Genomic DNA, 22504 nt, shown 5'->3' with positions numbered 1-22504 from the left:
TATTCATGAACTACGCCTTCAGGAACTGCGTACTCGGGAACTGCGTACTCAGGAACTGCTGACGGTGGTACAGGCGGGGCACAGACCCCAGTAGATGACCTCGGCCTCGTCGATCACGAAGCCGTGGGCGTCCGATGCGGTCAGGCAAGGAACCTCGCCGACCGCACAGTCGACGTCGGCGACGGCACCGCACGACCGGCACAGGACGTGGTGGTGGTTGTCGCCGACGCGTCCCTCGAACCTGGCGGGGCTGCCGGCCGGTTCGATACGGCGTATGAGTCCTGCCGTGGTGAGCGCGTACAGCGCGTCGTACACGGCTTGAAGCGATATGTGGCCCACCCGCTCGCGGACACCCGAGGCGATCGTCTCGACGTCGAGGTGGTCGCCGTGGCGGACGGTCTCCAGCAGCGCGACACGGGCGGCCGTCACCCGCAGGCCGGCACCGCGCAGCTCTTCGGCGGTCGTCGGGGGCTGGGATGCGGTCATGGCGCCAACCTATCCTCAAAAACACGAGTGATTCAAGAAAACAAGCAGTTCAAGTTTGGCCCAGATCCGGACAACCCCCATCCCTCCGGCCTCCCACCGCCGTACAGCTTTGCCATCTCTTTACAACCTGCCGCGGGGCCGGCTCGTCTCTCCGCTCGATTCGCAACCCAGCCCGCCCCGACCACGGCGGGCCGACGAAAGAGAGCGTCTTCATGCGCCCCATGCGCCGAACTGTCCTGAGCGCCACGGCACTCGCCTGCACCGCCGTGCTCGGCGGCACCGTGCCCGCGTTCGCCGACGGCACCGCTCCGAGCCCGGTCCCCACCGTCGTCGCGTCCGCGGCGCCGTCCGCCGTCCCCTCCGAGGAACCGTCCGCCGTACCGTCCGCCGCGCCCACCCGGGTGGCGACCCCGGCGCCGGCACGGCAGCGGGGCCAGGTCGCGGCCGTGCCCGCGGGGGCGCCCGACACCGGGGTGACGGAGTCGTCGTCGGGCTCCGGATCCGAGGGCGCGCTGGTCGGCGGCGGCGCGGCGGCCGTCGCGCTCGCCGCGGGCGCGGTGCTGTTCACCGTCCGCCGCCGGGCGACCGGGGAATGACCTCGCTCTCCAGGCGCGCCTTCGTCACCGCCGCGACGGCCTCGCTGCTCGCGGGCTGCGGCGGCGAGGCACCGCACCGGACGGCCACGGCGGCCCCCCGGAAGCAGTCGGCCTCGCCGTCCACCGCGTCCGCCACGTCCGCGACGCCCACCGCGCTCGGCCGCTCCGTACCGGTCCGGCTGCGCATCCCGGCGATCGGGGTCGACACCCCGCTGCTGGCGCTGGGCCTCGCGGCCGACGGCACGGTTCAGGTGCCGCCGATCACCGCGCACGACCGGGCGGGTTGGTACCGCTACTCCCCCACACCGGGGCAGGTCGGCCCGTCGGTGATCCTCGGCCATGTCACGGTCGGCACCTACGGGGACGGCGTCTTCCGCCGTCTCGCGGAGCTGCGCCGCGGCGAGGAGGTCGTGACGCGTCTGGAGAACGGCACGTCGGCGGTGTTCACCGTCGGCGAGGTGCGTACGGTCGCCAAGGCCGAGTTCCCGACGAAGGACGTGTACGGGAACGTGGACCGCCCGGAGCTGCGGCTGATCACCTGCGGCGGCCCGCGCAGCGGCCACGGCTACCTCGACAACGTGATCGTCTTCGCCGCGCTGACCGGCACCACATCCTGACCCGCCGGAACGGGCGCGGGACCGGTGGAACGTACGCCGTCGGTCCCGCGTCCTCCCGGGCGAACCCCTTCGACCATGGAGAACGTTGAAACGGTCCCGTGACAAGGCGGCGTCCGAGCTGTTCGCCGCCCTGTATCCCCGCCTGGCCGGCTGGTGCCGCCGTCTGGTCGACGACGACGAGACGGCGCACGAGATCGCCTCCGAGGCGTTCACCCGGCTGTGGGCCCGGTGGACGTCGGTGGAGGAGCCGCGCGGCTTTCTCTATGTCACCGCGGCGAATATCGTCCGGGACCACTGGCGCAAGCTGGAGCGTGAGCGCCGGGCCGTGCGCCGCGTCGGTTCGGAGGCCGCGACCCGCCCGCACACCGAGCAGACGGACCCCTCGGTACGGCTGCTGGTGCAGTCGCTGCCCGAGCGGCTGCGGGTGCCGATCCTGCTGCACTACTACGCCGACATGCCGATCCGGGAGGTGTCCGAGCTGACCGGGCGCAAGGAAGGAACCGTCAAGGCCGATCTGCACGCGGCCCGAGAACTGCTCCGCGGCCATCTGAGGAGAAGCCTTGACCACACGCTTTGACGACGAGCCGGAGTTCGACGGCCCGGACGATCCCCTCGCGGTCATCCTGCGACCGCCCACCGCTCATCTCGGCCCGCCGCCGGGCCGCTACCAGGAGATCCGCCGTGCCGCGAGTCGCCGCCGGCTGGTCCGCGCCGCCGCCGGAGCCGGGGTGACCTGCGCCGTCGCCGCCCTCGTGGCACTGCCCCTGCTCCTGGCGGGGCCGACGGCGCCGACGACCCCGCGGGTCCCTCTCGCACCGCCGGCCTCCAGCCCCGCCGCACCGCACCGCCCCTCGACGTCTCCGGCGCCCGCCAGTCCGAGTCCGAGCGCCGCGCCCACGAGGAGCGACACCTCACAGGCGCCCACGCGTGGCACGTCGTCGCCCCGGTCGATGGCCCCGTCGTCGCCCCCGTCGGCGGTCCGTGCCACACCGTCCGAGGACCGGGCGAGCGCCGCCGCCACACCGTCCGCCCGGTAGCGGGCGTCAACTCCGTACCGGACGAGTCATCCGTTCGTGCCGCCGTGTTTCGGCATACCGTCCACCGCCCAAAGGCACGGGCCGGGGCGTCACACCCGGGTGCGCAGGGTGCTGCGGGGACCACGGACCGTGTCGGCCGTCCGGGTAGGGTCGCACTCGCCCGTCCGGCCGCTGCGGCCCGTATGGCCGAGGCCGCTCCTCGGCGTTGGTGTGATGTTTCGTACGGGGCCGGAATGAAACATGCGGAACGGGCAACGCTCCGTTTCATGCTCCATGCGCCAACCCTCCGGCAGGTGACTCGATGACGACGGCGACCAAGGCCCTTTCCACCGCTTCGGCCGCCGCGCCACCCTCCCGTCCCCGGCCGGCCGCCCCGGCCCCCTCGCTGCCGTCCCTCACCGGGCTCAGATGGATGGCCGCGGTGCTGGTCTTCGGGCTGCACGTGCACAACTTCCGCTATTTCGGCGGCACCGGCGGCCGGCTCATGGACTGGGGATTCGAGGCCGGTGCCTCAGGGGTGTCGTTCTTCTTCGTGCTCTCCGGGTTCGTGCTGATGTGGTCCGCGCGGCCGGGCGACCGGGCACCGCGCTTCTGGTGGCGGCGGGTCGCCCGGGTCTACCCGGTGCATCTGGTGACCGTCGGCATCGCGCTGGTCATGATGCTCACGCTGCCCCGCCAGCCGAGGCCGACCCTCCTCCAGGGCCTCGCCGACGTCTTCCTGGTGCACTCCTGGTGGCGCCCGTGGTGGCAGACACTCGACCCGGTCAGCTGGTCGCTCGCCTGCGAGGCCTTCTTCTACGCCGCCTTCCCGCTGCTGGCGCTGCTGCTGCGCCGCCTCGGCGGGCGGGGCGCCACGGCGCTGGCCGCGCTGTCCCTGCTGGCCGTGCTGGCGCTGGCCTGGACGGACAGCCATCAGTGGTGGGACCAGCCGATCAGCTCCTTCCCGGCCGCCCGGCTGCCCGAGTTCGTGCTCGGCGCGGCCACCGCCCGGCTGGTGCTGCTCGGCCGCTGGCGCGGCCCCGGCCTGGAGGCCTCGCTCGCGCTGGCGGTCATCGGCTACTTCCTGGTCCCACAGGTCGACACCGACGGCTACGCGGCCACCGCCTGCACCATCACGGGCTTCGCGCTGCTCATCCCGGCGGCGGCCCAGGCCGACCTGCGCGGCCTGCCCTCGCTGTGGCGCCGCCGGTGGCTGGTACGCCTGGGCGAACTGTCGTTCGCGTTCTACATGGTCCATCTGCTGGTGCTGCGGACGGGCACCCATCTGCTCGGCACCCGTCCGCGCTTCGACCTGGTCACCGGCGCGGCCGCCGCCGCCGTCGCCTTCGCCGTGTCGCTGGGCCTTTCCTGGCTCCTCTACGAGGGCGTGGAGCGGCCCGCGCGACGCCTGTTGCTGCGGTATCCGGCACGGGAGAAGAAGGCGGCGGCCTGACCGGCTACGGGAACTGCGTCACCTTCGAGGGGGTCGTGCTGGTGCCCGAGGTCGGCGATCCGGTGGTGTTGACGACATGGGCGTACTGGCCCATGCCGCCGAGGGAGATCACCAGCAGGTCGTGCATCTTGATGCCCGAGCCGGTCGGCACCTGGAAGCCGTTGGACTGCACGATCGTCGGATCGGCCGTGTAGTTGCAGTAGCTGCCCAGGCCCCAGGCCTCGTGGGTGGTCACGGTGTCGGCGACCTTGTAGGCCGCGTATCCGACGACGCCGTCGTGGGTGATGGCGGCGGCGTTCGGGGCGTCGTACGCCTTCTCGTTCTGGAAGAAGATCGTGCGGCCGCGTTCGCCGTTCCAGTAGACGTCGTACTTGTTGAAGTGCTCGACGAACAGGCCGGTGGCGAGGACGTCGTTGCCGTTGACGCGCAGGCCGTAGTCGGCGCGGTTGGTGTCCCAGCCGACTCCGCTGCCGTGGTCGGCGCGCCAGAGCCAGGTGTGGTCGATGATCACGTTGTTGCTGTTGACCACGACCGAGTTGGTGGCGAGGCCGGGGCCGGCGCCGCCGATGCGGACGAACACGTCCTGCATGGTGGTGGGGTTGGCGGAGTGGTCGGCGGTGGAGCCGGGGTCGCCGATCCGGAGCAGGGTGTCGGAGTTGACCGTGCCCGCGTCGATGAGGAACCCGGCGAGCTTCACGCCGTCGACGTCGGCGACGTGCATGGCGTCGACGCCGTTGTCCGGGACCAGGGTGGCGAGTCCGAGCCCGAGGACGACGGTGTTGGCGCGGGTGACGTTGATGGTCTGGTCGAGGTGGTAGATGCCCGGGGTGAAGAGGAGGTTGAGGCCCTGGGCGAGGGCCTGGTTGATGGTGGCGGCGGTGGCGCCGGGCTTGACGACGTAGAACTGGTCCAGCGGGATGGAGGTGCCCGCGTTGGCCGGCCAGGAGACGCCCCGGGCGTTGGTGCGCTTCGCCGGGACGAAGACCTTGTAGGCGCCGCCGTCCAGGTAGAGGAACGGCTTCTCACGCGAGACGGGGGTGTTGTCCAGCGTGGTGTACGGGCCGCTGTCGAAGTTGGTGGCGGGGGCGCCCTCGACTCCGGAGAAGGTCATGTTCCAGACGCCGTTGGTCCAGCCGCCGACCGAGCTGTCGCGGGTGTACCACTGCTGCTGGGAGTACGGGCCGACGGTGCCGTCGATCTTCGAGTCGGCGATGTACCCGCCGGAGGCCCAGCCGTAGCCGTTCGGGGCGAGGTTGAGGCCGCCCTTGACATGGATACGGCGGAAGGGGGCCGCCTGAGCCACGGCCCACCGGTCGGTGCCGTTGGACGGCGTGATGGCGAAGTTCTCGGCCGAGCGCCAGAAGTTCTGGGTGGCGTTGCCGTTGAACCAGCCCGCGTCGACCGTGACATCACCGTTGATCTGGGTGTCGTCGGGGTTGAGGCCCAGCCCGGAGATCGAGGTGTAGAAGCCGATCTGGGCGTTGATGCCGTTGTAGGTACCCGGCTTGAGCAGGAACTGGTAGCGGCCCGTGCCGAACTGGGCCGACTCCTGCTGGGCGAAGACGGAGTCGAACTTCGCCTGGAGGTTCGGCGTGGACGGGTCGACGACGATCACGTTCGGGCCGAGGTCGCCGCCGCCCTGGACCGGGGGCGTACCGGTGGTGGTGCCGTACACCTGGAACTCCCAGAGCGAGTAGCCCCATTGGGTGGCGCGGTGCACGCCCAGCATCCGGACGTAGCGGCCCTGTCCCGACACGTCGAGCGTGTCGGTGCCGCCGTCCCCGCCGGTCACCGACTTGAGGTCGGTCCAGCTGCTGCCGTCGGCGGAGATCTGGACCTTGTAGTCCTTTCCGTACGCGGTCTCCCAGTTGAGGACGACCTGGCTGACCGTGGCGGTGGCGCCGAGGTCGACCTGGAGCCACTGGTCGTCGGAGAAGGACGACGACCAGCGGGTCCCGGTGTTGCCGTCGACCGCGTTCCCCGCGGCGGTCCCGGCGTTCTCCTCGGAAGAGGCGGTGGCCGTCTTCCCCTGCGACAACGGGGCGTCGGCGGCCTGCGCCGCCGGCGCGTGCGCGGTGGGCAGGGCGAGCAGCGCCGCCATGGCGGCGAGCGCTACGCCCAGGGATCTCAGTCTCATCAGCGGCTCCTGAGGTTGGCACGGGGTACGCGCAACCGGCGCACCCCACTGCTTAGTTCAGGATTTGATTTAAGTGATGAGGCAACCCGGGGACAAGCCCTGGGTCACTGGAAATTTCCAACTGCCCACCAGGTTCCGGGATCCCGTCACCCGGCGAGCTGCTGATACATGGCGGCGAGGTCGCCGGACAGGGCACCCTTGGCCCAGCGGGTGATGTCGTCGGCGAGCACCTCGTACGCGTCCGACTCGATGCCGTCCAGGGCGGCCGCCGCGATGTCCTCGGCCTTCGCCTTGGGGCCGTCCACACCGGCCGTCATGTCGGTGTCCACATAGCCCATGTGCAGTCCGGTGACGCCGATGCCGCGCGACTGGAGCGCCAGGCGCAGGCTGTTGGTCTGCGACCAGAGCGCCGACTTGGAGGCGCTGTAGGCGCCGCCCTCGGCGAACCAGGACAGGACCGAGTGGACGTTCAGGATGTGGCCGCCGCCGTTGCGCTCGATGACCGGGACGAAGGCACGGGCGACCAGCAACGGGCCGTAGAAGTTGATCTCGAACTCGTGGCGGATCTCGTCCAGCGAGGAGGTCAGGAAGCGGGTTCCGGTGGCGACCCCGGCGTTGTTGATCAGCACGGTGACGTCCTGCGCCTGCTCGGCGACGGCGGCCACGGAGGCGGGGTCGGTCACCTCCAGGGCCAGCGGCACGGCATCGGGGTGGGCGACGGTCCGCGGGTCGCGGGCGGTGGCGTAGACCTTGCCCGCGCCGCGTGCATACAAGCCTTCCACCAGCGCCTTTCCGACGCCTCGGCTGCCGCCGGTGACGAGGACGACAGAGCCCTTGATCGCGGTCATGACACTCACACTCCAGACGTGGACGAAGACTGGAAACCGATCGGTTTCCGACGCACGGCCCCCATCGTAAACCGATCGGTTTCCAGCTTCAATCGCGGAGAGCGCCCCCCGGTCCTCCGCCGGCCCGAACCGCCGCGCCGGCAGGGGCAGTTACTCGATCAAGTTCATTGCGTCCGACCTCTGGCTACGGACTCCTACCGGGCGGTATACAGAGCCCGACACACGCGTACGGGCCGCCCGTCGGGACCGGTTCCGTGCGCGTCCTCGTTGCAGGGGGGATTTCCATGGCGTACGGCACCCCGTCGGACGATTCGGCGAGACGGCACCGGCGTAGGGCCACCGTGGCGGCGGCGCTGGGGGGCTGCGCCCTGGTGGCCGCGTCCACGACACCGGCCGCGGCACACGGCGGCGGCCCCGGCCACGACCGCGGCACGAGCTATGTCGCGCTCGGCGACTCCTACACCTCGGGGCCCCTCATCCCGACGCAGGTCGACGCGAACTGTGCCCGCTCCGACCACAACTACCCCTCGCTGGTGGCGGCGGCCCGGCAGGTGAGCGCGTTCAAGGACGTGAGCTGTTCCGGTGCGACGACCGCGGAGATGTGGAAGGCGCAGGGCACCAACGGCCCGCAGCTCGACGCCGTGCAGCGGGACACCGACCTGGTGACGGTCCAGATCGGCGGCAACGACGTGGGGTTCAGCTCCGTCATCGGCACCTGCGCGGCCCTCAGCTCCAAGGACCTGACCGGCAACCCCTGCCAGCAGTACTACAACGCGTCCGGCACCGACCAGCTCACGCTGAACATCGCGCAGACCGCGCCGAAGGTCGACAAGGTGCTGCGGGCCGTCCGCGTCCGGGCCCCGCACGCCCGGATCCTGGTCGTCGGCTACCCCGACCTGCTGCCCGACGACGGCAGCGGCTGCTACCCGACCATGCCTTTCGCCGCCAAGGACTTCCCCTACCTCCGGGACACCGGCAAGCGGCTGAACCTCATGCTGCGGCTGGTCGCCGCCTGGAACGGCGCCCGGTACGTGGACACCTACGGCCCGACCGTCGGCCACGACGCGTGCAAGGCCCCCGCCGACCGCTGGATCGAGCCCCTCCAGCCGACCTCACCGGCGGCCCCCGTCCACCCCAACGCCAAGGGCGAGGCGGCCATGGCCCAGGCCGTGCTGGAGCGGCTGGGCAGGAGGTACTAGGGGGACAGGACTCCCCTAGGGCGCCGTGGGCAGCGGCTTGGGTGGGTAGGCGCGTAGGACGAGGGACGTGGTGACCGGACCGTAGCGGGCGAGGGAGTCCACGACCTCTTCGAGGCGTTCGGCGTGCGTGCAGTGCACGTCGAGGAACAGGCAGTCCTCGCCGGTGACCCGGAGCGTCGAGACGACCTCCGGGATGCCGGCGGCCAGGGCGAGCGCCTTCGGCAGGTGCGCGTGCGTGGTGCGCAGCCGGACGACGGCGTGGATGTTCAGCCCGAGCGCGGCGGGGGCGACGACGGCCCGGTAGCCGGTGATGACACCGCTCTTCTCCAGCCGCTGGATCCGGGCGCCCGCCGCCGGCTGGGAGAGCCCGACCCGCCGCCCGACCTCGGCCCCGGTGAGCCGCCCGTCTGTCTGGAGCAGGTCCAGGATCGCGCGGTCGATCTCGTCGAGTGATTCCATCGTCGTCGTCCCCACTTTCTTATGGATCACCTGCACGACCCCGCCGTCGCCGCTGGTTCATCCAGAATCGCCCCCAGGAGGGGGCCCCTGAAGTCCGGGGCCACGAAGGAAAGGGCGGTCGGCGGTGGTCGCGTACATCATCATCCCCGGGATCGACGGTTCGGACGGCGAGCACTGGCAGAGCCGGTGGGAGGCGGCGTGGGGGCACGCGGCCGTGCGGATCGCACCGGGGTCGTGGAGCCGGCCCGAGCTGCCGGACTGGGTCGCCGCGGTGCAGGCCGCCTACGTCCGCGCGGCGGCGCGGGGCGGCCGGGTGGTCCTGGTGGCACACAGTCTCGGCTGCTGGGCGGCGGCCGAGTGGCTGGCGCGGGCGCGACCCGAGGGGGTGTCGGCGTTCCTGTCCGCGCCGCCGGATCCGCGGGGCCCGGCGTTCCCGCGTGCGGCCGCGCCGACGTTCCTGGGGCTGTCCGCCCGCCCGCTGCCGTGCTCCGCCGTGGTGGTGGCGAGCGACGACGACCCGTACGGCGGGCCCTCGGCCTCCGCCGCACTGGCCGCGGCCTGGCAGGCGCCCCGGCACTCCGTCGGCGCGCACGGGCACCTCAACTCCGCGAGCGGGCTCGGTGACTGGCCGGTCGGCCGGGAGTTGCTGCGTGCGCTGGTGAGCGGCTGAGCCGTCCCCGGGACCCGACACCCCGGGCCGTTCGGCCCCGCGGGAGGGACCGGGGGGCGGTTCGCGATAGGTTGACCTGCATGAGCGACAACGTTTACTTCGACATCTCGATCAACAACGAGCCGGCCGGCCGGATCGTGTTCCACCTGTTCGACGACGTGGTGCCCGACACGGCCCGCAACTTCCGCGAGCTCGCCACCGGGCAGCACGGCTTCGGCTACGCCGGTTCGTCGTTCCACCGGATCATCCCCGAGTTCATGCTCCAGGGCGGTGACTTCACGCGCGGTGACGGCACCGGTGGCAAGAGCATCTACGGCGAGAAGTTCAAGGACGAGAACTTCCAGCTCAAGCACGACCGCAAGTACCTGCTGAGCATGGCCAACGCGGGCCCGCACACCAACGGCTCGCAGTTCTTCGTCACCACCGTGCTGACCCCGTGGCTGGACGGCAAGCACGTGGTCTTCGGCGAGGTCGTCGAGGGCTCCGACCTCGTCGACAAGATCGAGGGCTACGGCACCCGCAGCGGTTCCCCCAAGGCCGCGGTCAAGATCACGGCGAGCGGCACCGTCTGACGACGGGGGCCGGTACCTGTATACGCGACGAACGGTGACCGGGCGGCTGCCCGGTCACCGTTCGTCGCGTCCGGGCCGCAGCCTCTCCGTCTCCGCCGGGGCACGTGCCCCCGGTGTGTCATGGGCGGTGAGGTGCTCCAGGGCCTCGGCCAGTTCCTGGCAGGCCTCCTCGACGGAGAGCCTGGTGTTGCGCTGTTCGGTGATCACGGCCGAGAGCAGCAGCGTGGTCAGGGCCATCGCGCCGTTGAACAGCTGCAGCTTCAGCATCACCTCGACCTGGGACAGCCTGGCGAACGCGCCGACATGGTCCGTCGCGGCGATCGTGGCCATGACCGACGTGAACAGGGCGCACGGCGTGCTCCCCGCGAGCCGGAACCGCAGCGCGGCCCAGACCAGCAGTGGGTAGACGAGGAACAGCGCGCTCATGGTGCTGTGCGTGGCCGCCGGGACCAGGACCGCGGCGACGACGGCGAGGGCCAGGACCTCCTTCCAGCGGGCCATGGGCGGGGGCCAGCGAGCGCCGAGCAGCACCAGCAGGAACGGGGTGACGATCAGGACGCCCATCGCGTCGCCGGCCCACCAGGCGAACCAGATCGGCCAGAAGCTGCCCGGGTCGAACTTGCCGGCGAGCATCAGCGTGACCACGGCGATGGTCGAGCTGACCAGCATGGCGGCGAGCGCCCCGAGGAACACCAGTGCGATGCCGTCCCGCAGTCGGCCCAGGTCGCTGCGGAAGCCGACCCGGCGCAGCATCAGGTACGCGCAGACAGGCCCGGCGGTGTTGCCCGCGAGAATGCCCACGGTGTCGGGCGCGGGCTCGGTGATCGACACGATGACGAAGAAGGCGCCGAGCACGATGCCCGGCCCACAGCCCAGGCCGAAGACCAGCAGACAGGCCACGGCCACGCCGGTCGGCGGATAGAGGGGGGTGACGACGGCGCCCTCGACGGTGAGCCGGCGCAGCAGGCCCAGCTGCCCTCCCGCGTAGTAGCAGGTGGCCACGGCCAGCGTCCGGAGGGCGAGGACAGCCGGTCGGCGCAGTTCCTGGATACCCACCACAGCAGCCATCAGACACCGAGGCGGCCGGGTCGGCCAGGCGAGGGACACCCATGGCCGACCCGGCGGGCCGGTGCCGGGCGGGCTGCCGGTTCTCCTACGGCGTGGAGTCGAGGCCGTCGTGGCCCACGACCAGGACGGCCGCGTCGTCCTCGTGCCCCACCCGTTCCGCGCCCTTGATCACGGCGGCGGCCAGCGCCTGCGCCTCCAGACCGGCCACGGCGGCCACACCGGCGAGGCGTACCACCTGGTCGAGCCCCTCGTCGATGCTTATCGACGGCCCCTCCACCACCCCGTCCGTGAGCAGTACGAACATGCCGCCGGTGGCGAGCCGGAAGCGGGTGACCGGATACTCGACGCCCGGTTCGATACCGAGCGGCGGTCCGCCCTCGTCCTCGCCGATGCCCGACTTTCCGTCGGCGGTGGCCCAGACGAACGGGACGTGGCCGGCCCGGGCGCTCTCCAGGATTCCGGTTTCCGGGTCGAGCCGCATGAAGGTGCAGGTGGCGAAGAGGCCGCTGCCCAGGGACACCAGCAGGTCGTTCGTCCGGGCGAGCAGTTCGCCGGGCTCGCTGGTCACCGAGGCGAGCGCCCGCTTGGCCGCCCTGACCTGGCCCATGAAGGCGGCGGCCTCGATGTTGTGGCCCTGGACGTCGCCGATGGCCAGGCCGATGCGGCCGTCGGGCAGGGTGAACGCGTCGTACCAGTCGCCGCCCACGTTGAGCCCGTAGCAGGCCGGGGCGTACCGGACGGCCAGATGGACGCGTGGGGTGTCGGGCAGGTCCCGGGGCAGCATGCCGCGCTGGAGGGCGACGGCCAGCTCGACCTGCGAGCGCTGGTACTCGGCCCGCTCGCGCGCCTGGGCGGTGAGCGACCTGAGTCTGACCAGCAGCTCGTCGTCGTCCGTCGAGCGCTTGCGGGGCATGGGGCACTCCGGCCGCGGCGGCTGCCCTACCAGGGCAAAACCGTGGATTTTTACCTTTACAGGATCATAGTGCGAATAGGACTCGGTGGGCGGCGAACGGAGGGGCGCGGACGCCACCGGGGCGACGGACGTGCAGGGCCGTCCGTCGCCGTCCTGACCACGGACCGGTCCGGCGGCCCGGGCGGGCTCATGGTCAGGACGGTGGGTTCACCCCTTGTGGATGCCGTCGGCGCGGCGGGACGCGCGCAGGGTGCCGACGGTCTTGAGCAGCCGGTCCGCCGGGTCGCGCAGCCGGGGATGCGCGAGGACGGTGTTGCGCAGCCCGCGCACCGGGCGGCGCCACAGCCGGGCCGCGGCGGCCACCGGGTGGGCGCGGGTGACGAAGCCCTCACCCACCCGCAGTTCGCGGGTCTTGAGCCAGTCCTTGTACTCCTTGTCGCCCCGCCCCAGGTCGACGAGGGTCACACCGCCGCGCGCCGCGGCCTCGGCGGTGCGCAGATGCATCATCAACCCGGGTGAGTAGTAGTGCAGTTCGGGGTCGTAGGCGGTGAACCAGGCGGCGAGCACGGAGCTGGAGCGCGGACCGAAGTGGGCGGCCACCGGACGGTCGCCGGCGTAGAGCACGGACAGCACGCCGGTGAAGTGCTCCTCGCGGACGTGGAAGAGGTGGTCGACGAGGTCGACTATCCAGGGGCGGGCGAAGCGGTCCATGCGTCCGGTCCGCCGGTACTGGGCTGACTTCCAGCGCATGAGGGTCCGCAGTGCCGCAGGGTCGCGCTCGTCGAACTCGAAGCGGAGGTCGCCGATGTCGCGGCCGAGCCGCCTTTCCTTCTTCAGCGTGGTCTTCGCCAGGCCCGGGTAGGTGGCGCGCAGCCACTCCGGGTAGCCGCCGTCGCCGGGTTTCACGTCGATCACCGGTGAGGCGAAGGTGCCGGTGACATGCGGGGCGAAAGGTCTCTGCTCCGCGACCAGATGGTCGAACTCGAAGATGGACACCCCGCAGGCGCTCAGCAACTCCTGGGCGTTCCAGGTGACTCCGGGCCGGTGCACCAGCGCCTGGCAGTCGGAGAGGCCGAGGCCTATGGCCCGGCCGACACCGAGGGGGTTGCGCTCGTACGGGAAGAAGCCGACGGGTTCGCCGTCTTCCCGCAGGACCGCCACCCGGACGCCGGCGCGCTGCTTGCCGACGCCGATCGTGAACTCCGGGGCCAGAAAGGGGTTGGCGTACTCCGGGGACTCGTCCATCGCACGGTGCCAGGTCCGGCAGAGCGACTGGGTCAGCTCGCCGGGTCTGTGGATCGTTATGTCCACCTCAGATCAACCGCCCCTCGGCTGACGAGGTGTGTGGTTCATGATTCCCGAACCGGCTCTCGGACCGACTCCCGGACGGACCTCTGCACTGGCCTCTGGATCGCATGGGCGACCGCTCCCCCCATAACGCGTCTTCCGCGTTCTCCCGCTGCTGTCAACAGCTCCTGTTCCCCGTTGCGCACCGTCGTTCCGCGGCCGGCGACCGGGTCGCCGGGCCGGAGGTGTCGCTCAAACGTCGCGAAACAGTACGCACGCTGTCAAGGGTGCCACTGTCAGGGCGAGATGGGGGTGTGGTGACTCGGACTTTCCAGGTCCTTTTCGGTCAGGTCGCCGTGGCCTCGGCCGTTGCCCGGTGCCCTGACGGCCGGAAGAAGGAGTGATCGGCCGGTCGCGTTGAGCGAGGGCGGTCCGCACCGCGTATGCATGGACATTCGAGGACGTCATGCCGAGACGGAAGGACACGACGACGTGCGATCTTCCACGGCCGAGGCACGGCAGACCGGTGAGCCGTCCGGCCCGCCGGGTGGGACGCCTCCCGCGCCATGCCGCTGCCCCGAAGACTGACCGCCGCCGTGGCCTGCGCGGAGGCCTGCTGGAGGCCGCGGACGTGGTGGTGCCGCGCTGCGAGGACCCGTCGGACTCGTTCCCCGAACTGCTCGACCCGATGGGGGACATGCCCGCTCCGGTGATCGCCATCAGTCCCCGCCGGGACATCGCGGCGGTCATGGCGGTCTTCCGGCTCGGGGGCGGCTATCTCGTCGAGGGCGACCACTCCCCCTGCATGCTCTCCGTGGCGGTCATGAACGCGATGAACGGGCACACCCATCTCTCGTTCGTCGCCTGCTCGGCCCTCCGGGAGGGAGCGCGGCGCATGACCTTCCCCCCAGGCCGGTGCGCGGGACACACCACCGGCCCCGCTGTCCCGGCGCGAGCAGCAGATCATGGAGTTGCTGTCGACGGGCGTGGGGGGTCCAGGAGATCGGCCCGCACCTCGGCCTCAGCGAGCAGACCGTCCGCAACTACCTCAGCAACATCTACGCCAACCTGGGCGTCCGGAACAGTACGGAGGCGGTGCCGCGCCGGCACGGCGCGAGTCTGCGGGGCGCGGACGACGCGGCGGCCGCGATGTGATCCGGGCAATCGATTTGCTTCAGGAAACGCCGCGAAAGGCCTCCGTTCCGACACGGAGGCCGTTCGCCGGAGCGCTTTTCCAGGCGGCTGTCCCTTGGCTACGAGACCGTGAGGCCCTCAACTTCCGAGAGCGGGACCTCGGCATCGGTCACGCCGTCCCCACCCTCCTGGAATCCGGGTTCGATGCGGACACTGTTGTCGCTGTTGCGCAGCGCGCAGGCCTGCGGAGTACCGCACTTGAGATTGCGCAGCCACAGCCGCCCGTCGATGTGGTCGGCGAGGGCGGTGTCGGTCCGGGTGAACGAGAAACCGGTGGCGGTGCCGTCCCGCTTGATGTTGATTTCCTGGGTGTTGAACTCCAGGCCGATCTCGAAGATGTCACTGCCGAGTTTCGTGCCGCCGGAGACGCTGGAGCCGTCCTCCAGTTGGATGACCCGGGTCACCGTTCCACTGGCGGTGAAGGACTTCTGGGAGTCGGTCGTCGAGCCGCAGTTCTGGGTGATGGGTGACACGGCCGCGAAGCCGCCGCCGATCGATGCCTCCGTCGACTGCAGCTGGCCGTTGATGACCGCCGAGTGGTTGCACATGTCGGTGATGACCGCGCCGGTGGCGAGCGCGGATCCGACGGCTACAAGGCGAATGATCCCGGCCATGTCTTGTCCCGTTCTTTGGGCCGACAGAGTCAAATACCAACACTCACCGGCGACTTCACGGACGGCGGGCCGATGGCGGAATTCCTGGCCGTTTATCCCAGTCGCATGATTTGCGAACATGTCGACCTGCTTGGTCGGTCCAGGGCCGAGCATCACTCGCGAGCGTCAGGCAGCCGGTACCTCTCCGATTTCCTATAGGATTAGCGGCCCTCCGGTCACTCCAATCCGACGGCAAGCGCTGCCAGCGTCCATGTCACTCCTGATCACACCTATCTCTGTCGCAAGTCTTGACGGACGCGCGCCCCTGACCCACGATCGCCGCATCAATTTCCTATCTGATTCTTCAGGGGTGGGACATGCGCTTCCCGACCAGATCCGTCCTGCCCGGGGTTCTCGCGGTGACGTTGCTCGCCGCCGGGTCGGCGGCCTGTACGTACCGCAACGCACCCGGTCCCGCCGCCGGTCAGGCCTCTGCGGCCCAACGCTCGGGCGGCGGGGCCGACTTGGTGGACGGTTCGAAGACCAAGGTCGCCCTCGTGCCCGGCGGCGCCCATCCGTACTTCCAGCCCTGGAAGACGGCGGGCGCCGTCGCGAAGAAGACCTACGGCCTCGGGGACGTCACCTTCGACGAGACGGCCGAGTGGGACCAGCAGAAGCAGAACAACCTGCTGTCCACGCTCGCGGCACGCGGCTACAACGCCTTCGGGATCTTCGGTGTCTCCCCCACCGACATCAACACGACCTTCGCGGACCTCAAGTCCCAGGGCTTCCCCGTGGCGTCCCTGGGCTCCTGTCCGGCCGGCAGCACGGACGAGGCCGACTTCTGCCTCTCCACGGATGTCGAACTCGCCGCCTACAAAGCCGCGAAGGCGGCCATCGACGCCATGGGCGGCAAGGGCACCCTGGTCCATCTGACCGGCAACAACGTGGACGCCAACACCCAGTTGCGGATCAAGGGCGTCGCCCGCGCCGTCAAGGAGTCCGACGGCGAGGTGAAATTGCTGCAGACCGTCACCGACATCGACACGGACCTGCAGACCGCGCAAAAGGCCGTGTCCGACCTGATGGCGGCCAAGGGTGGCCAGATCACCGGCATCGTCGCCACCGCCTACAACCCGGCCGTCGCCGCCGACGACGCCGTCAAGTCGTCCGGCTCGAAGGCGAAGGTGATCGCCATCGACGACGACGCCAAGATCCTCAGCGGCATCAAGCAGGGCACGGTCACCGCCACCGTCGTTCAGAACCCGGTCGGGCAGGCCGAGATCGGCACCTGGGCGCTGGCGCTGCTCCAGACGAAGCAGTGCACGGTACGCGATCCCGGCGTGAAGGTGGACTCCGGTTCGTTCGTCGTCACCAAGGCGAACGTCGACGGCTACGACAAGGCCCGGCAGGCGAAGACCGCGGAGCTGAAGACGGAGTTCGCCGACAAGTACCTCTCGTGCGGCTGACCGCCCGACGGAGCACCGGCAGCGCCCCGACAGAGAGTCTCGACAGAGAACGGACATCGATGACCATCATCACGACCGCGACCGCCAGGCTGGCCGACATCGCCGTCGAGACGGACCGTACCGACGCGGTGCAGTCCTTCGTCAAACAGGAGACGGTCCTGGTCGACCTGGAGACGGCGGACGGCCTGGCGGGCACCGGCTACGCCTATACGATCGGCACCGGCGGCACCGCCGTACTGGCGCTGCTGCGTGACCATCTGCTGCCCGCCCTCGTCGGGCAGGACGCCCGCACGGTCGAGGCCCTGTGGCAGCGGCTGTTCGCCCTGACCCGGGCCACCACCACCGGCGCCATCACCTCCCTCGCCCTCGCCGCCGTGGACACCGCCCTGTGGGACGTGCGCTGCAAGCGGGCGGGCGAGCCGCTGTGGCGGCTGGCCGGCGGGCATCGCCAGGAGGTGCCGGTCTACGACACGGAGGGCGGCTGGCTCCATCTGGGCACCGAGGAGCTGGTGAAGGGCGCCCTGCGGGCCCAGGAGGCGGGCTGGGCGGGCGTCAAGATCAAGGTGGGCAAGCCGCATCCCGCCGAGGACGCGGAACGGCTGCGCGCGGTACGCGAGGCGGTGGGGCCCTCGCTGCACATCATGACCGACGCCAACCAGTCGCAGACGGCGTCCTCGGTGCTCCGGCTCGCGGCCGCGCTGGAGCCGTACGACCCCTACTGGCTGGAGGAGCCGCTCCCCGCGGACGACATCAGCGGGCACGCCCGGCTCGCCCGCGCCACCCGGATACCCGTGGCCGTCGGCGAGTCCATGTACTCGCTGATGCAGTTCCGCAGCTACCTGGAGACCGGTGCCGCGTCCGTCGTCCAGGTCGATGCGGCCCGGATCGGCGGCATCACCCCGTGGCTGAAGGTCGCACACCTGGCGGAGAGCCACAACGTGATGGTCTGCCCGCACTTCCTGATGGAGCTGCACGTCAGCCTCTCCGCGGCGGTGCCCAACGGCCGGTACGTCGAGTACATCCCGCAGTTGCGGGCCGTGACCCGGACCGAGCTGACCATCCGCGACGGCATGGCCGTGGCCCCGGACGTGCCGGGCATCGGCATCGACTGGGACCTGGACGCCCTCGACGACCGGAGGGTGGCATGACGACCTCCGTGAGCCCACCGGAGACCGTTCCGGCACAGGAGAGGACGGCCGGTCACCGGATGCCGTTCTGGGTCAACCAGCGGCTCGGCCTGCTGGTCCTGGTCATCGCCCTGAGCATGCTGTTCGGCGTGCTGCGGCCGGCGTTCCTCGACCAGCGGCTGGTGCTCTTCCCGCTCCTGCGGGACGTCGCCACCCTGACCGTGGTGGCGCTGGCCCAGATGGTCGCCCTGTCCGTGGGGCACATGAATCTCGCGGTCGGGCGGATGGCGGCCTTCGGGGCGATGTTCGCGGGCATCGGCTACGACAGGCTTCATCTGCCCATGCAGGCCGGGCTGTTGCTGTGCCTGGCCGCCGGTGCGGCGATCGGCGCGGTCACCGGCTGGCTGATCGCCCGGACCGGCGTGAGCTCCTTCGTCGTCACCCTGGCGATGGACTTCGCTCTGCTGGGCCTGGTGTCGTTGATGTACTCGGGCCTCACCGAGGACGCCGCCTTCACCACCCGCCCGGCCGGCATCGACGCACTGCGCTCCTACTCCCTCGCCGACATCTGCGTGGGCCCGCTCTGCGGTTCGCCGGCCGTCCCGCAGCTCGCCCAGTTCACCGTGTTCGCCATGCTCGGTCTCGGTTTCCTCTACGGCTGTACGCGTATCGGCAGGGAGCTGCTGCTCACCGGGGCGATCCCGGCCGCCGCCGAGCTCTCCGGAATCCCCACCGGACGCCGGGTCCTGCTGGCTCACACCCTCTCCGGACTGCTCGCGGCGCTCGCCGGGTTCATGGCCGCCGCCGGTACGGGCACGTTCCGTGCCTCCATCGGCGACGACTTCATGCTGCCGTCCTTCCTGGGCGCGGTGCTCGGCGGCACCCTGCTCACCGGCGGGGTGGTGTCCGTCCTTGGCACCCTGCTCGGCACCGCGCTGGTCGGCGTGATCCGCAAGGGGCTGGACCTGCTCGGGGTCGGCCTGGAAAGCCTGAACATCTACCTCGGCTGCATCCTGTTGCTGGCGCTGTCGGCCGACCGGATCCGCACCGTGGTGTCCTATCGCAAGGTGGTGCGCTCCACATGAGCACATTGCTCGATCAGCAGGGCCGGGCCGCCGAGGTGCTGCGCCGGTTCTCCCGTACGACGGCGGCCATGCTGCTGCTGGTGGTCGTGGCCGGATCCGTGGCGCTGGAGGTGGCGTCCTCGGGCTCCTTCCTCGAGGGCCCCTCGGTGCGGGTCTTCCTGCAGTACCTGGCCACGCCGATCCTCATCGGCCTGGCCCAGATGGTTGCGCTGTGCGTGGGCCAGCTCAATCTCGCCGTCGGCGCGCTGGGCGGCTTCACCGCCTGTCTGACGGGTGTCCTGATGGCCGATCACGGGGTGCCGGCCGTAATCGCCGTGCTCGTGGGGCTGCTGACCGCCACGGCCGTCGGCCTGGTGACCGGGATCGTCATCGTGGCCACGCAGATCAACGGCTTCATCGTCACCCTCGCCACGATGACGATCCTCCTGGGCGCCCAGTACCGGCTCGTCGGTACCCGGACCGTCGACGGCTACTCCCCCACCCTGCGCGACCTCGGCACGGCAGCGCCGCTGGACACCCCCCTCGTGTTCGTCACGGCGATCGTCGCGGCGGGTCTGCTGGGCGCGTTCATGTACCGCACGGTCGCGGGGCGGCGGCTGCTCGCCGCCGGCGGGAACCCGCTGGCGGCCCGGCTGTCGGGCATCTCCACCGACCGCCAGATCGTGCTGGCGCACACGCTGTCCGGGCTCCTGGTCGGGGTGGCCGCCGTGACGGCGACCGCCTCGCTGCCCGGCGTGAACCACAGCGTCGGCGGCGACTGGCTGCTGCCGAGCTTCGCCGCGCCGATCATCGGCGGGGTCGCGCTGACCGGCGGATCCATCGCCGTGTTCGGAACCGTGCTGGCGGCCTTCGTGACCCGGCTCATCGACGCGGCCCGCGCCCAGTTCTCGCTCGACCCGAGCTGGGTGAACCTGCTGATCGGCCTGGTCGTCCTCGGCACGGTCGCAGGTGGCCACCTGCACCAGACCCGCCTCGCGAAGAGCGCGTCGAGCGAGGCGTCCCCGCAGCCGGAAGGTGCCCGATGAACTCCGTCCTCCTCGAATGCCGGGACCTGGTCAAGGTCTTCCCGGGCGTGCGCGCCCTGGACGGCGTGGGCCTGCGGCTGACCGCCGGCAGCGTGCACGCCCTCCTCGGTGAGAACGGCGCCGGCAAGTCCACCCTCATCAAGGTCCTCACCGGGGTGCACGCCCCCGATGGCGGCACCCTCGCCTGGGAGGGCGAACCGGTGCAGCTGCGCTCGCCGTTGGAGGCGACCCGTACCGGAATCGGCGTCGTCCACCAGGAACGCAACCTGATCCCCGGCTTCTCGGTGGCCGAGAACATCACGCTGCAGAAGCCTCCTTCCCGGCGCGGGCTGGTCGACTACGCGGCCATGACCGAACCGGCCGCCGGATGCCTCACGGAGCTGGGCGTCGACCTCGCCCCGGACCGCCCGGTGCGTGAACTGTCCGTCGCACAGCAGCAGTTGGTGGAGATCGCCAAGGCCCTGTACACGGAGAGCCGGGTGCTGCTCCTGGACGAACCCACTGCCTCCCTCTCCCCCGAGGAGACGGAGCGCCTGTTCGAGGTGATCCGGCGGCTGGCCGAGCGCGGTGCCTGCGTCGTCTTCGTCAGTCACAAGCTGGAGGAGGTCTTCGCCGTCTGCGACACGGTCACCGTGCTGCGGGACGGGAAGTCGGTGCTGGAGTCCTCGCCGCTGGCCGACCACTCGCACGACGACATCGTGAGCCTGATGGTGGGCCGCGCGCACGCGGCGACCGAGCTGCACCCGCGCCCGGTCGACCGGTCCGCCGCGCCCGCGCTGGAGCTGGACGGGGTCGCCACGGCCGGCGGGCACCGCGACATCAGTCTGGCGGTGCGGCCCGGGGAGATCGTCGGCCTGTACGGGCTGGTCGGTGCGGGCCGAAGCGAGCTGGTCAAGGCGGTGCTCGGCCTCGGCCGCATCACGGCCGGCGAGGTCCGGGTGCACGGGCGGACGGCCCGGATCAGCTCTCCGCGCCAGGCCCTGCACGAGTTCGGCATCGGGTACGTGACCGAGAACCGCAAGGAGGAGGGTGTCTTCCTGGAACAGCCGATCGTCCGCAACATCACGGTGACGGTGTGGCGGAGGCTGGCCAGGGCGTTCGGGTTCGTCCCGGCGCGCAAGGAGCGCGAGACGGCCCAGGGCCTGGTCGAGCGGCTCGGCATCCGGATCGCGGGACTCGCACAGAACGCCGGTGAACTCTCCGGCGGCAACCAGCAGAAGGTCAGTCTCGCCAAGTGGCTCGCAGCCGACACCCGGTTGCTCGTCATCGACGAGCCGACGGTGGGTGTGGACGTCCGCACCAAGCGGGCCTTCCACGAACTGATCTGGGAACTGGCCCACGACGGCCTGCCCATCCTGCTGATCAGCAGCGACCTCGCGGAGATGGTCACCCTCGCCGACCGGATCGTGGTCATGACGGACCACCGCGTCCGTGGCGAGGTCGACAACGACCGGGACTACGACCGGATGAGCGGCCGGATCATCCGCCTGATCCACGACCGCGACGCGGTGCGCTCATGAGGCGGGTGGCCCAGGTCGTCGCCGTGCGGCCGGAAAAGCTCGACGAGTACCGGGAGTTGCACCGCGCTGTCCCGGAGCCGGTCCTGGACCGGCTCCGGCGCTGCCACATCGCCAATTATTCGATCCATCTCCTTGGCAACCGGCTGTTCGCCTACTTCGAGTACCACGGCGACGATCTGGAGGCGGACCTGGCGCTGATGGCCGCCGACGAGGCGACCCGGGAGTGGTGGCGGCTCACCGTGCCCTGTCAGACGCCTGTTCCGCAGGCGGCTCCCGGCGAGTGGTGGGCCACGGCGGAGCAGGTGTTCCTCATGGAGTAGCCGACGCGTCGCCCCGGTCCTCGTGCTGGCGGCGCATGCTGCGGGTGAGGTGCTCCGTCATCGCCTCGGCAGCCCGCTCGGGGTTGCGTCGCAGCACGGCCCGTACGATCCGCTCGTGCTCGGCAACGGTCGGGCCGCCGGCGCCGACGACGTTGCTGAGCCGGAAGATGTGCAGGTGGGCGTGGAGGCGTTCCACCGCGTCCGCGAGCAGCGGCCGGTGCGCGGCCTGTCCGATCGCCTCGTGGAAGCGCTGGTCGAGCGCGGCGAAGTCACGGTACGACGCGTACCGGCCGTTCGGGCTGGGCTGGACCTGCATCTCCTCCAGGATGCGTTCGAGACCGTCGAGCTGTTCCTCGGTGGCGTTCGCGGCGGCCAGGGCGGCGGCCCTGGGTTCCAGCAGCAGCCGCATCTCGAAGAGTTCCGCGAGGCCCTGAGGGGTCAGCAGCTCCGTGGCCCGGTATCCGGAGAGGGCGCGCTTGACCACCAGGCCGTCGGACTCCAGCCGGGCCAGCGCCTCCCGGACGGGGGTGGGCGAGACCTTGAGGGTGCGGGAGAGCGCGTCGATGCCGACACGGGCGTTGGGGGCGATCTCGTGGTCCATGACCATCGCCTTGATGCTCTCGTACACGCTGTCCGACAGCGCCTGCCGGACGGGAGGCGCCTCGCCGTGCCCGTCGCCCTCGCCGGGGACCCCGGCCGCGGAAGAGCCGTGCGGCGGCATCCCGGCGCCTCCTTCCAAAGGCCTGCGTGTCGCCCACAGTTTACCCAGGTGGGCGCGGCGGGAGGCCCGGAAGTCCTGATGAGGCGGTGCGGTGGGGTACGTGGTGCTCCGGCGCGGACACCACGTGCC

General features: G+C 70.8%; 24 protein-coding genes. 15 read left to right on the top strand and 9 right to left on the bottom strand.

Annotated elements, in window-relative coordinates; genetic code table 11:
• Nucleotides 1-48: 48 nt before the first annotated feature.
• A complete protein-coding gene (locus EDD90_RS49000; RefSeq protein ID WP_123979471.1) occupies nucleotides 49-486 on the bottom strand; it encodes a Fur family transcriptional regulator in 438 nt (145 codons plus the stop codon).
• 221 nt (nucleotides 487-707) lie between these two features.
• Here EDD90_RS49000 and EDD90_RS48995 point away from each other — a divergent pair, with 221 nt between their 5' ends.
• The 5 genes from EDD90_RS48995 to EDD90_RS48975 all read left to right on the top strand — a co-directional run bounded on the left by EDD90_RS48995 (nucleotide 708) and on the right by EDD90_RS48975 (nucleotide 4168).
• Nucleotides 708-1082, top strand: coding sequence for a Tat pathway signal sequence domain protein (locus tag EDD90_RS48995; RefSeq protein WP_123979470.1), 375 nt, complete (start codon nucleotides 708-710; stop codon nucleotides 1080-1082).
• Entirely contained in the window at nucleotides 1079-1699 is a 621-nt protein-coding gene (locus EDD90_RS48990) for a class F sortase (protein ID WP_123979469.1), read from the top strand. The genes EDD90_RS48995 and EDD90_RS48990 overlap by 4 nt, the downstream gene beginning before the upstream one ends.
• Nucleotides 1700-1784: 85 nt before the next feature.
• Complete coding sequence (locus EDD90_RS48985) at nucleotides 1785-2276, top strand: RNA polymerase sigma factor (protein WP_123979468.1); 492 nt, start codon at nucleotides 1785-1787, stop codon at nucleotides 2274-2276.
• Nucleotides 2260-2736: a hypothetical protein gene (locus EDD90_RS48980; protein ID WP_123979467.1), complete on the top strand. Its 477-nt coding sequence runs from the start codon at nucleotides 2260-2262 to the stop codon at nucleotides 2734-2736. The genes EDD90_RS48985 and EDD90_RS48980 overlap by 17 nt, the downstream gene beginning before the upstream one ends.
• A 301-nt stretch (nucleotides 2737-3037) precedes the next feature.
• Nucleotides 3038-4168: an acyltransferase gene (locus tag EDD90_RS48975; protein WP_123979466.1), complete on the top strand. Its 1131-nt coding sequence runs from the start codon at nucleotides 3038-3040 to the stop codon at nucleotides 4166-4168.
• Between the two features lie 4 nt (nucleotides 4169-4172).
• On the opposite strand, the gene EDD90_RS48970 is transcribed toward EDD90_RS48975, so the two are convergent.
• Both EDD90_RS48970 and EDD90_RS48965 read right to left on the bottom strand, forming a co-directional pair.
• On the bottom strand, nucleotides 4173-6305 hold the full coding sequence (locus EDD90_RS48970; protein WP_123979465.1) for a discoidin domain-containing protein: 2133 nt from the start codon (nucleotides 6303-6305) through the stop codon (nucleotides 4173-4175).
• A gap of 146 nt (nucleotides 6306-6451) precedes the next feature.
• Complete coding sequence (locus EDD90_RS48965) at nucleotides 6452-7153, bottom strand: SDR family oxidoreductase (RefSeq protein ID WP_123979464.1); 702 nt, start codon at nucleotides 7151-7153, stop codon at nucleotides 6452-6454.
• 284 nt (nucleotides 7154-7437) lie between these two features.
• On the opposite strand from EDD90_RS48965, the gene EDD90_RS48960 reads away from it, so the two are divergent.
• Nucleotides 7438-8352: an SGNH/GDSL hydrolase family protein gene (locus EDD90_RS48960; protein ID WP_123979463.1), complete on the top strand. Its 915-nt coding sequence runs from the start codon at nucleotides 7438-7440 to the stop codon at nucleotides 8350-8352.
• Nucleotides 8353-8367: 15 nt separating this feature from the next.
• Here the strand turns inward: EDD90_RS48960 and EDD90_RS48955 are convergent, their stop codons facing one another.
• Nucleotides 8368-8811, bottom strand: a complete 444-nt coding sequence (locus EDD90_RS48955; RefSeq protein WP_123979462.1) for an Lrp/AsnC family transcriptional regulator — start codon at nucleotides 8809-8811, stop codon at nucleotides 8368-8370.
• A 124-nt stretch (nucleotides 8812-8935) separates the two neighbouring features.
• Between EDD90_RS48955 and EDD90_RS48950 the strand changes: the two genes are divergently transcribed.
• Nucleotides 8936-9481, top strand: coding sequence for an alpha/beta hydrolase (locus EDD90_RS48950; RefSeq protein WP_123979461.1), 546 nt, complete (start codon nucleotides 8936-8938; stop codon nucleotides 9479-9481).
• 80 nt (nucleotides 9482-9561) lie between these two features.
• Complete coding sequence (locus tag EDD90_RS48945) at nucleotides 9562-10053, top strand: peptidylprolyl isomerase (protein ID WP_123979460.1); 492 nt, start codon at nucleotides 9562-9564, stop codon at nucleotides 10051-10053.
• A gap of 54 nt (nucleotides 10054-10107) precedes the next feature.
• Here EDD90_RS48945 and EDD90_RS48940 read toward each other — a convergent pair whose 3' ends face one another.
• The 3 genes from EDD90_RS48940 to EDD90_RS48930 all read right to left on the bottom strand — a co-directional run bounded on the left by EDD90_RS48940 (nucleotide 10108) and on the right by EDD90_RS48930 (nucleotide 13345).
• Nucleotides 10108-11112 carry an MASE1 domain-containing protein gene (locus EDD90_RS48940; RefSeq protein ID WP_398928793.1) on the bottom strand — a complete coding sequence of 335 codons (1005 nt, stop codon included), beginning with the start codon at nucleotides 11110-11112 and terminating at the stop codon, nucleotides 10108-10110.
• 94 nt (nucleotides 11113-11206) lie between these two features.
• Complete coding sequence (locus tag EDD90_RS48935) at nucleotides 11207-12034, bottom strand: PP2C family protein-serine/threonine phosphatase (RefSeq protein WP_123979458.1); 828 nt, start codon at nucleotides 12032-12034, stop codon at nucleotides 11207-11209.
• Nucleotides 12035-12241: 207 nt separating this feature from the next.
• Nucleotides 12242-13345 (bottom strand): GNAT family N-acetyltransferase, encoded by a 1104-nt coding sequence (locus tag EDD90_RS48930; RefSeq protein WP_123979457.1) that lies wholly within the window; start codon nucleotides 13343-13345, stop codon nucleotides 12242-12244.
• 891 nt (nucleotides 13346-14236) lie between these two features.
• Between EDD90_RS48930 and EDD90_RS58030 the strand changes: the two genes are divergently transcribed.
• Entirely contained in the window at nucleotides 14237-14476 is a 240-nt protein-coding gene (locus tag EDD90_RS58030; protein WP_260328568.1) for a LuxR C-terminal-related transcriptional regulator, read from the top strand.
• A 98-nt stretch (nucleotides 14477-14574) separates the two neighbouring features.
• Here the strand turns inward: EDD90_RS58030 and EDD90_RS48920 are convergent, their stop codons facing one another.
• A complete protein-coding gene (locus tag EDD90_RS48920) occupies nucleotides 14575-15129 on the bottom strand; it encodes a hypothetical protein (protein WP_123979455.1) in 555 nt (184 codons plus the stop codon).
• Between the two features lie 356 nt (nucleotides 15130-15485).
• Here EDD90_RS48920 and EDD90_RS48915 point away from each other — a divergent pair, with 356 nt between their 5' ends.
• Genes EDD90_RS48915 through EDD90_RS48890 form a run of 6 tightly spaced genes read left to right on the top strand, consistent with a single transcriptional unit; the run spans nucleotide 15486 to nucleotide 21654 of the window.
• On the top strand, nucleotides 15486-16577 hold the full coding sequence (locus tag EDD90_RS48915) for a substrate-binding domain-containing protein (RefSeq protein ID WP_185149491.1): 1092 nt from the start codon (nucleotides 15486-15488) through the stop codon (nucleotides 16575-16577).
• 59 nt (nucleotides 16578-16636) lie between these two features.
• Entirely contained in the window at nucleotides 16637-17725 is a 1089-nt protein-coding gene (locus tag EDD90_RS48910) for a mandelate racemase/muconate lactonizing enzyme family protein (RefSeq protein ID WP_123979454.1), read from the top strand.
• The gene (locus tag EDD90_RS48905) at nucleotides 17722-18789 is read left to right on the top strand and encodes an ABC transporter permease (RefSeq protein ID WP_123979453.1); all 1068 of its coding nucleotides are present in this window, start codon (nucleotides 17722-17724) and stop codon (nucleotides 18787-18789) included. Before EDD90_RS48910 ends, EDD90_RS48905 begins: the two co-directional genes overlap by 4 nt.
• The gene (locus tag EDD90_RS48900) at nucleotides 18786-19814 is read left to right on the top strand and encodes an ABC transporter permease (RefSeq protein WP_123979452.1); all 1029 of its coding nucleotides are present in this window, start codon (nucleotides 18786-18788) and stop codon (nucleotides 19812-19814) included. The genes EDD90_RS48905 and EDD90_RS48900 overlap by 4 nt, the downstream gene beginning before the upstream one ends.
• Entirely contained in the window at nucleotides 19811-21334 is a 1524-nt protein-coding gene (locus EDD90_RS48895; protein WP_123979451.1) for a sugar ABC transporter ATP-binding protein, read from the top strand. The genes EDD90_RS48900 and EDD90_RS48895 overlap by 4 nt, the downstream gene beginning before the upstream one ends.
• Nucleotides 21331-21654, top strand: coding sequence for an L-rhamnose mutarotase (locus EDD90_RS48890; protein WP_123979450.1), 324 nt, complete (start codon nucleotides 21331-21333; stop codon nucleotides 21652-21654). Before EDD90_RS48895 ends, EDD90_RS48890 begins: the two co-directional genes overlap by 4 nt.
• On the opposite strand, the gene EDD90_RS48885 is transcribed toward EDD90_RS48890, so the two are convergent.
• Nucleotides 21644-22375: a GntR family transcriptional regulator gene (locus tag EDD90_RS48885; protein WP_123982438.1), complete on the bottom strand. Its 732-nt coding sequence runs from the start codon at nucleotides 22373-22375 to the stop codon at nucleotides 21644-21646. The two genes, EDD90_RS48890 and EDD90_RS48885, sit on opposite strands and share 11 nt — an antisense overlap.
• Between the last annotated feature and the right edge of the window lie 129 nt (nucleotides 22376-22504).

The organism is Streptomyces sp. Ag109_O5-1, from assembly GCF_003814875.1.
Classification (GTDB): Bacteria; Actinomycetota; Actinomycetes; order Streptomycetales; family Streptomycetaceae; genus Streptomyces; species Streptomyces sasae.
The sequence above is the reverse complement of the archived record's forward strand: the minus strand, read 5'-3'. Positions and strand labels throughout refer to the sequence as shown.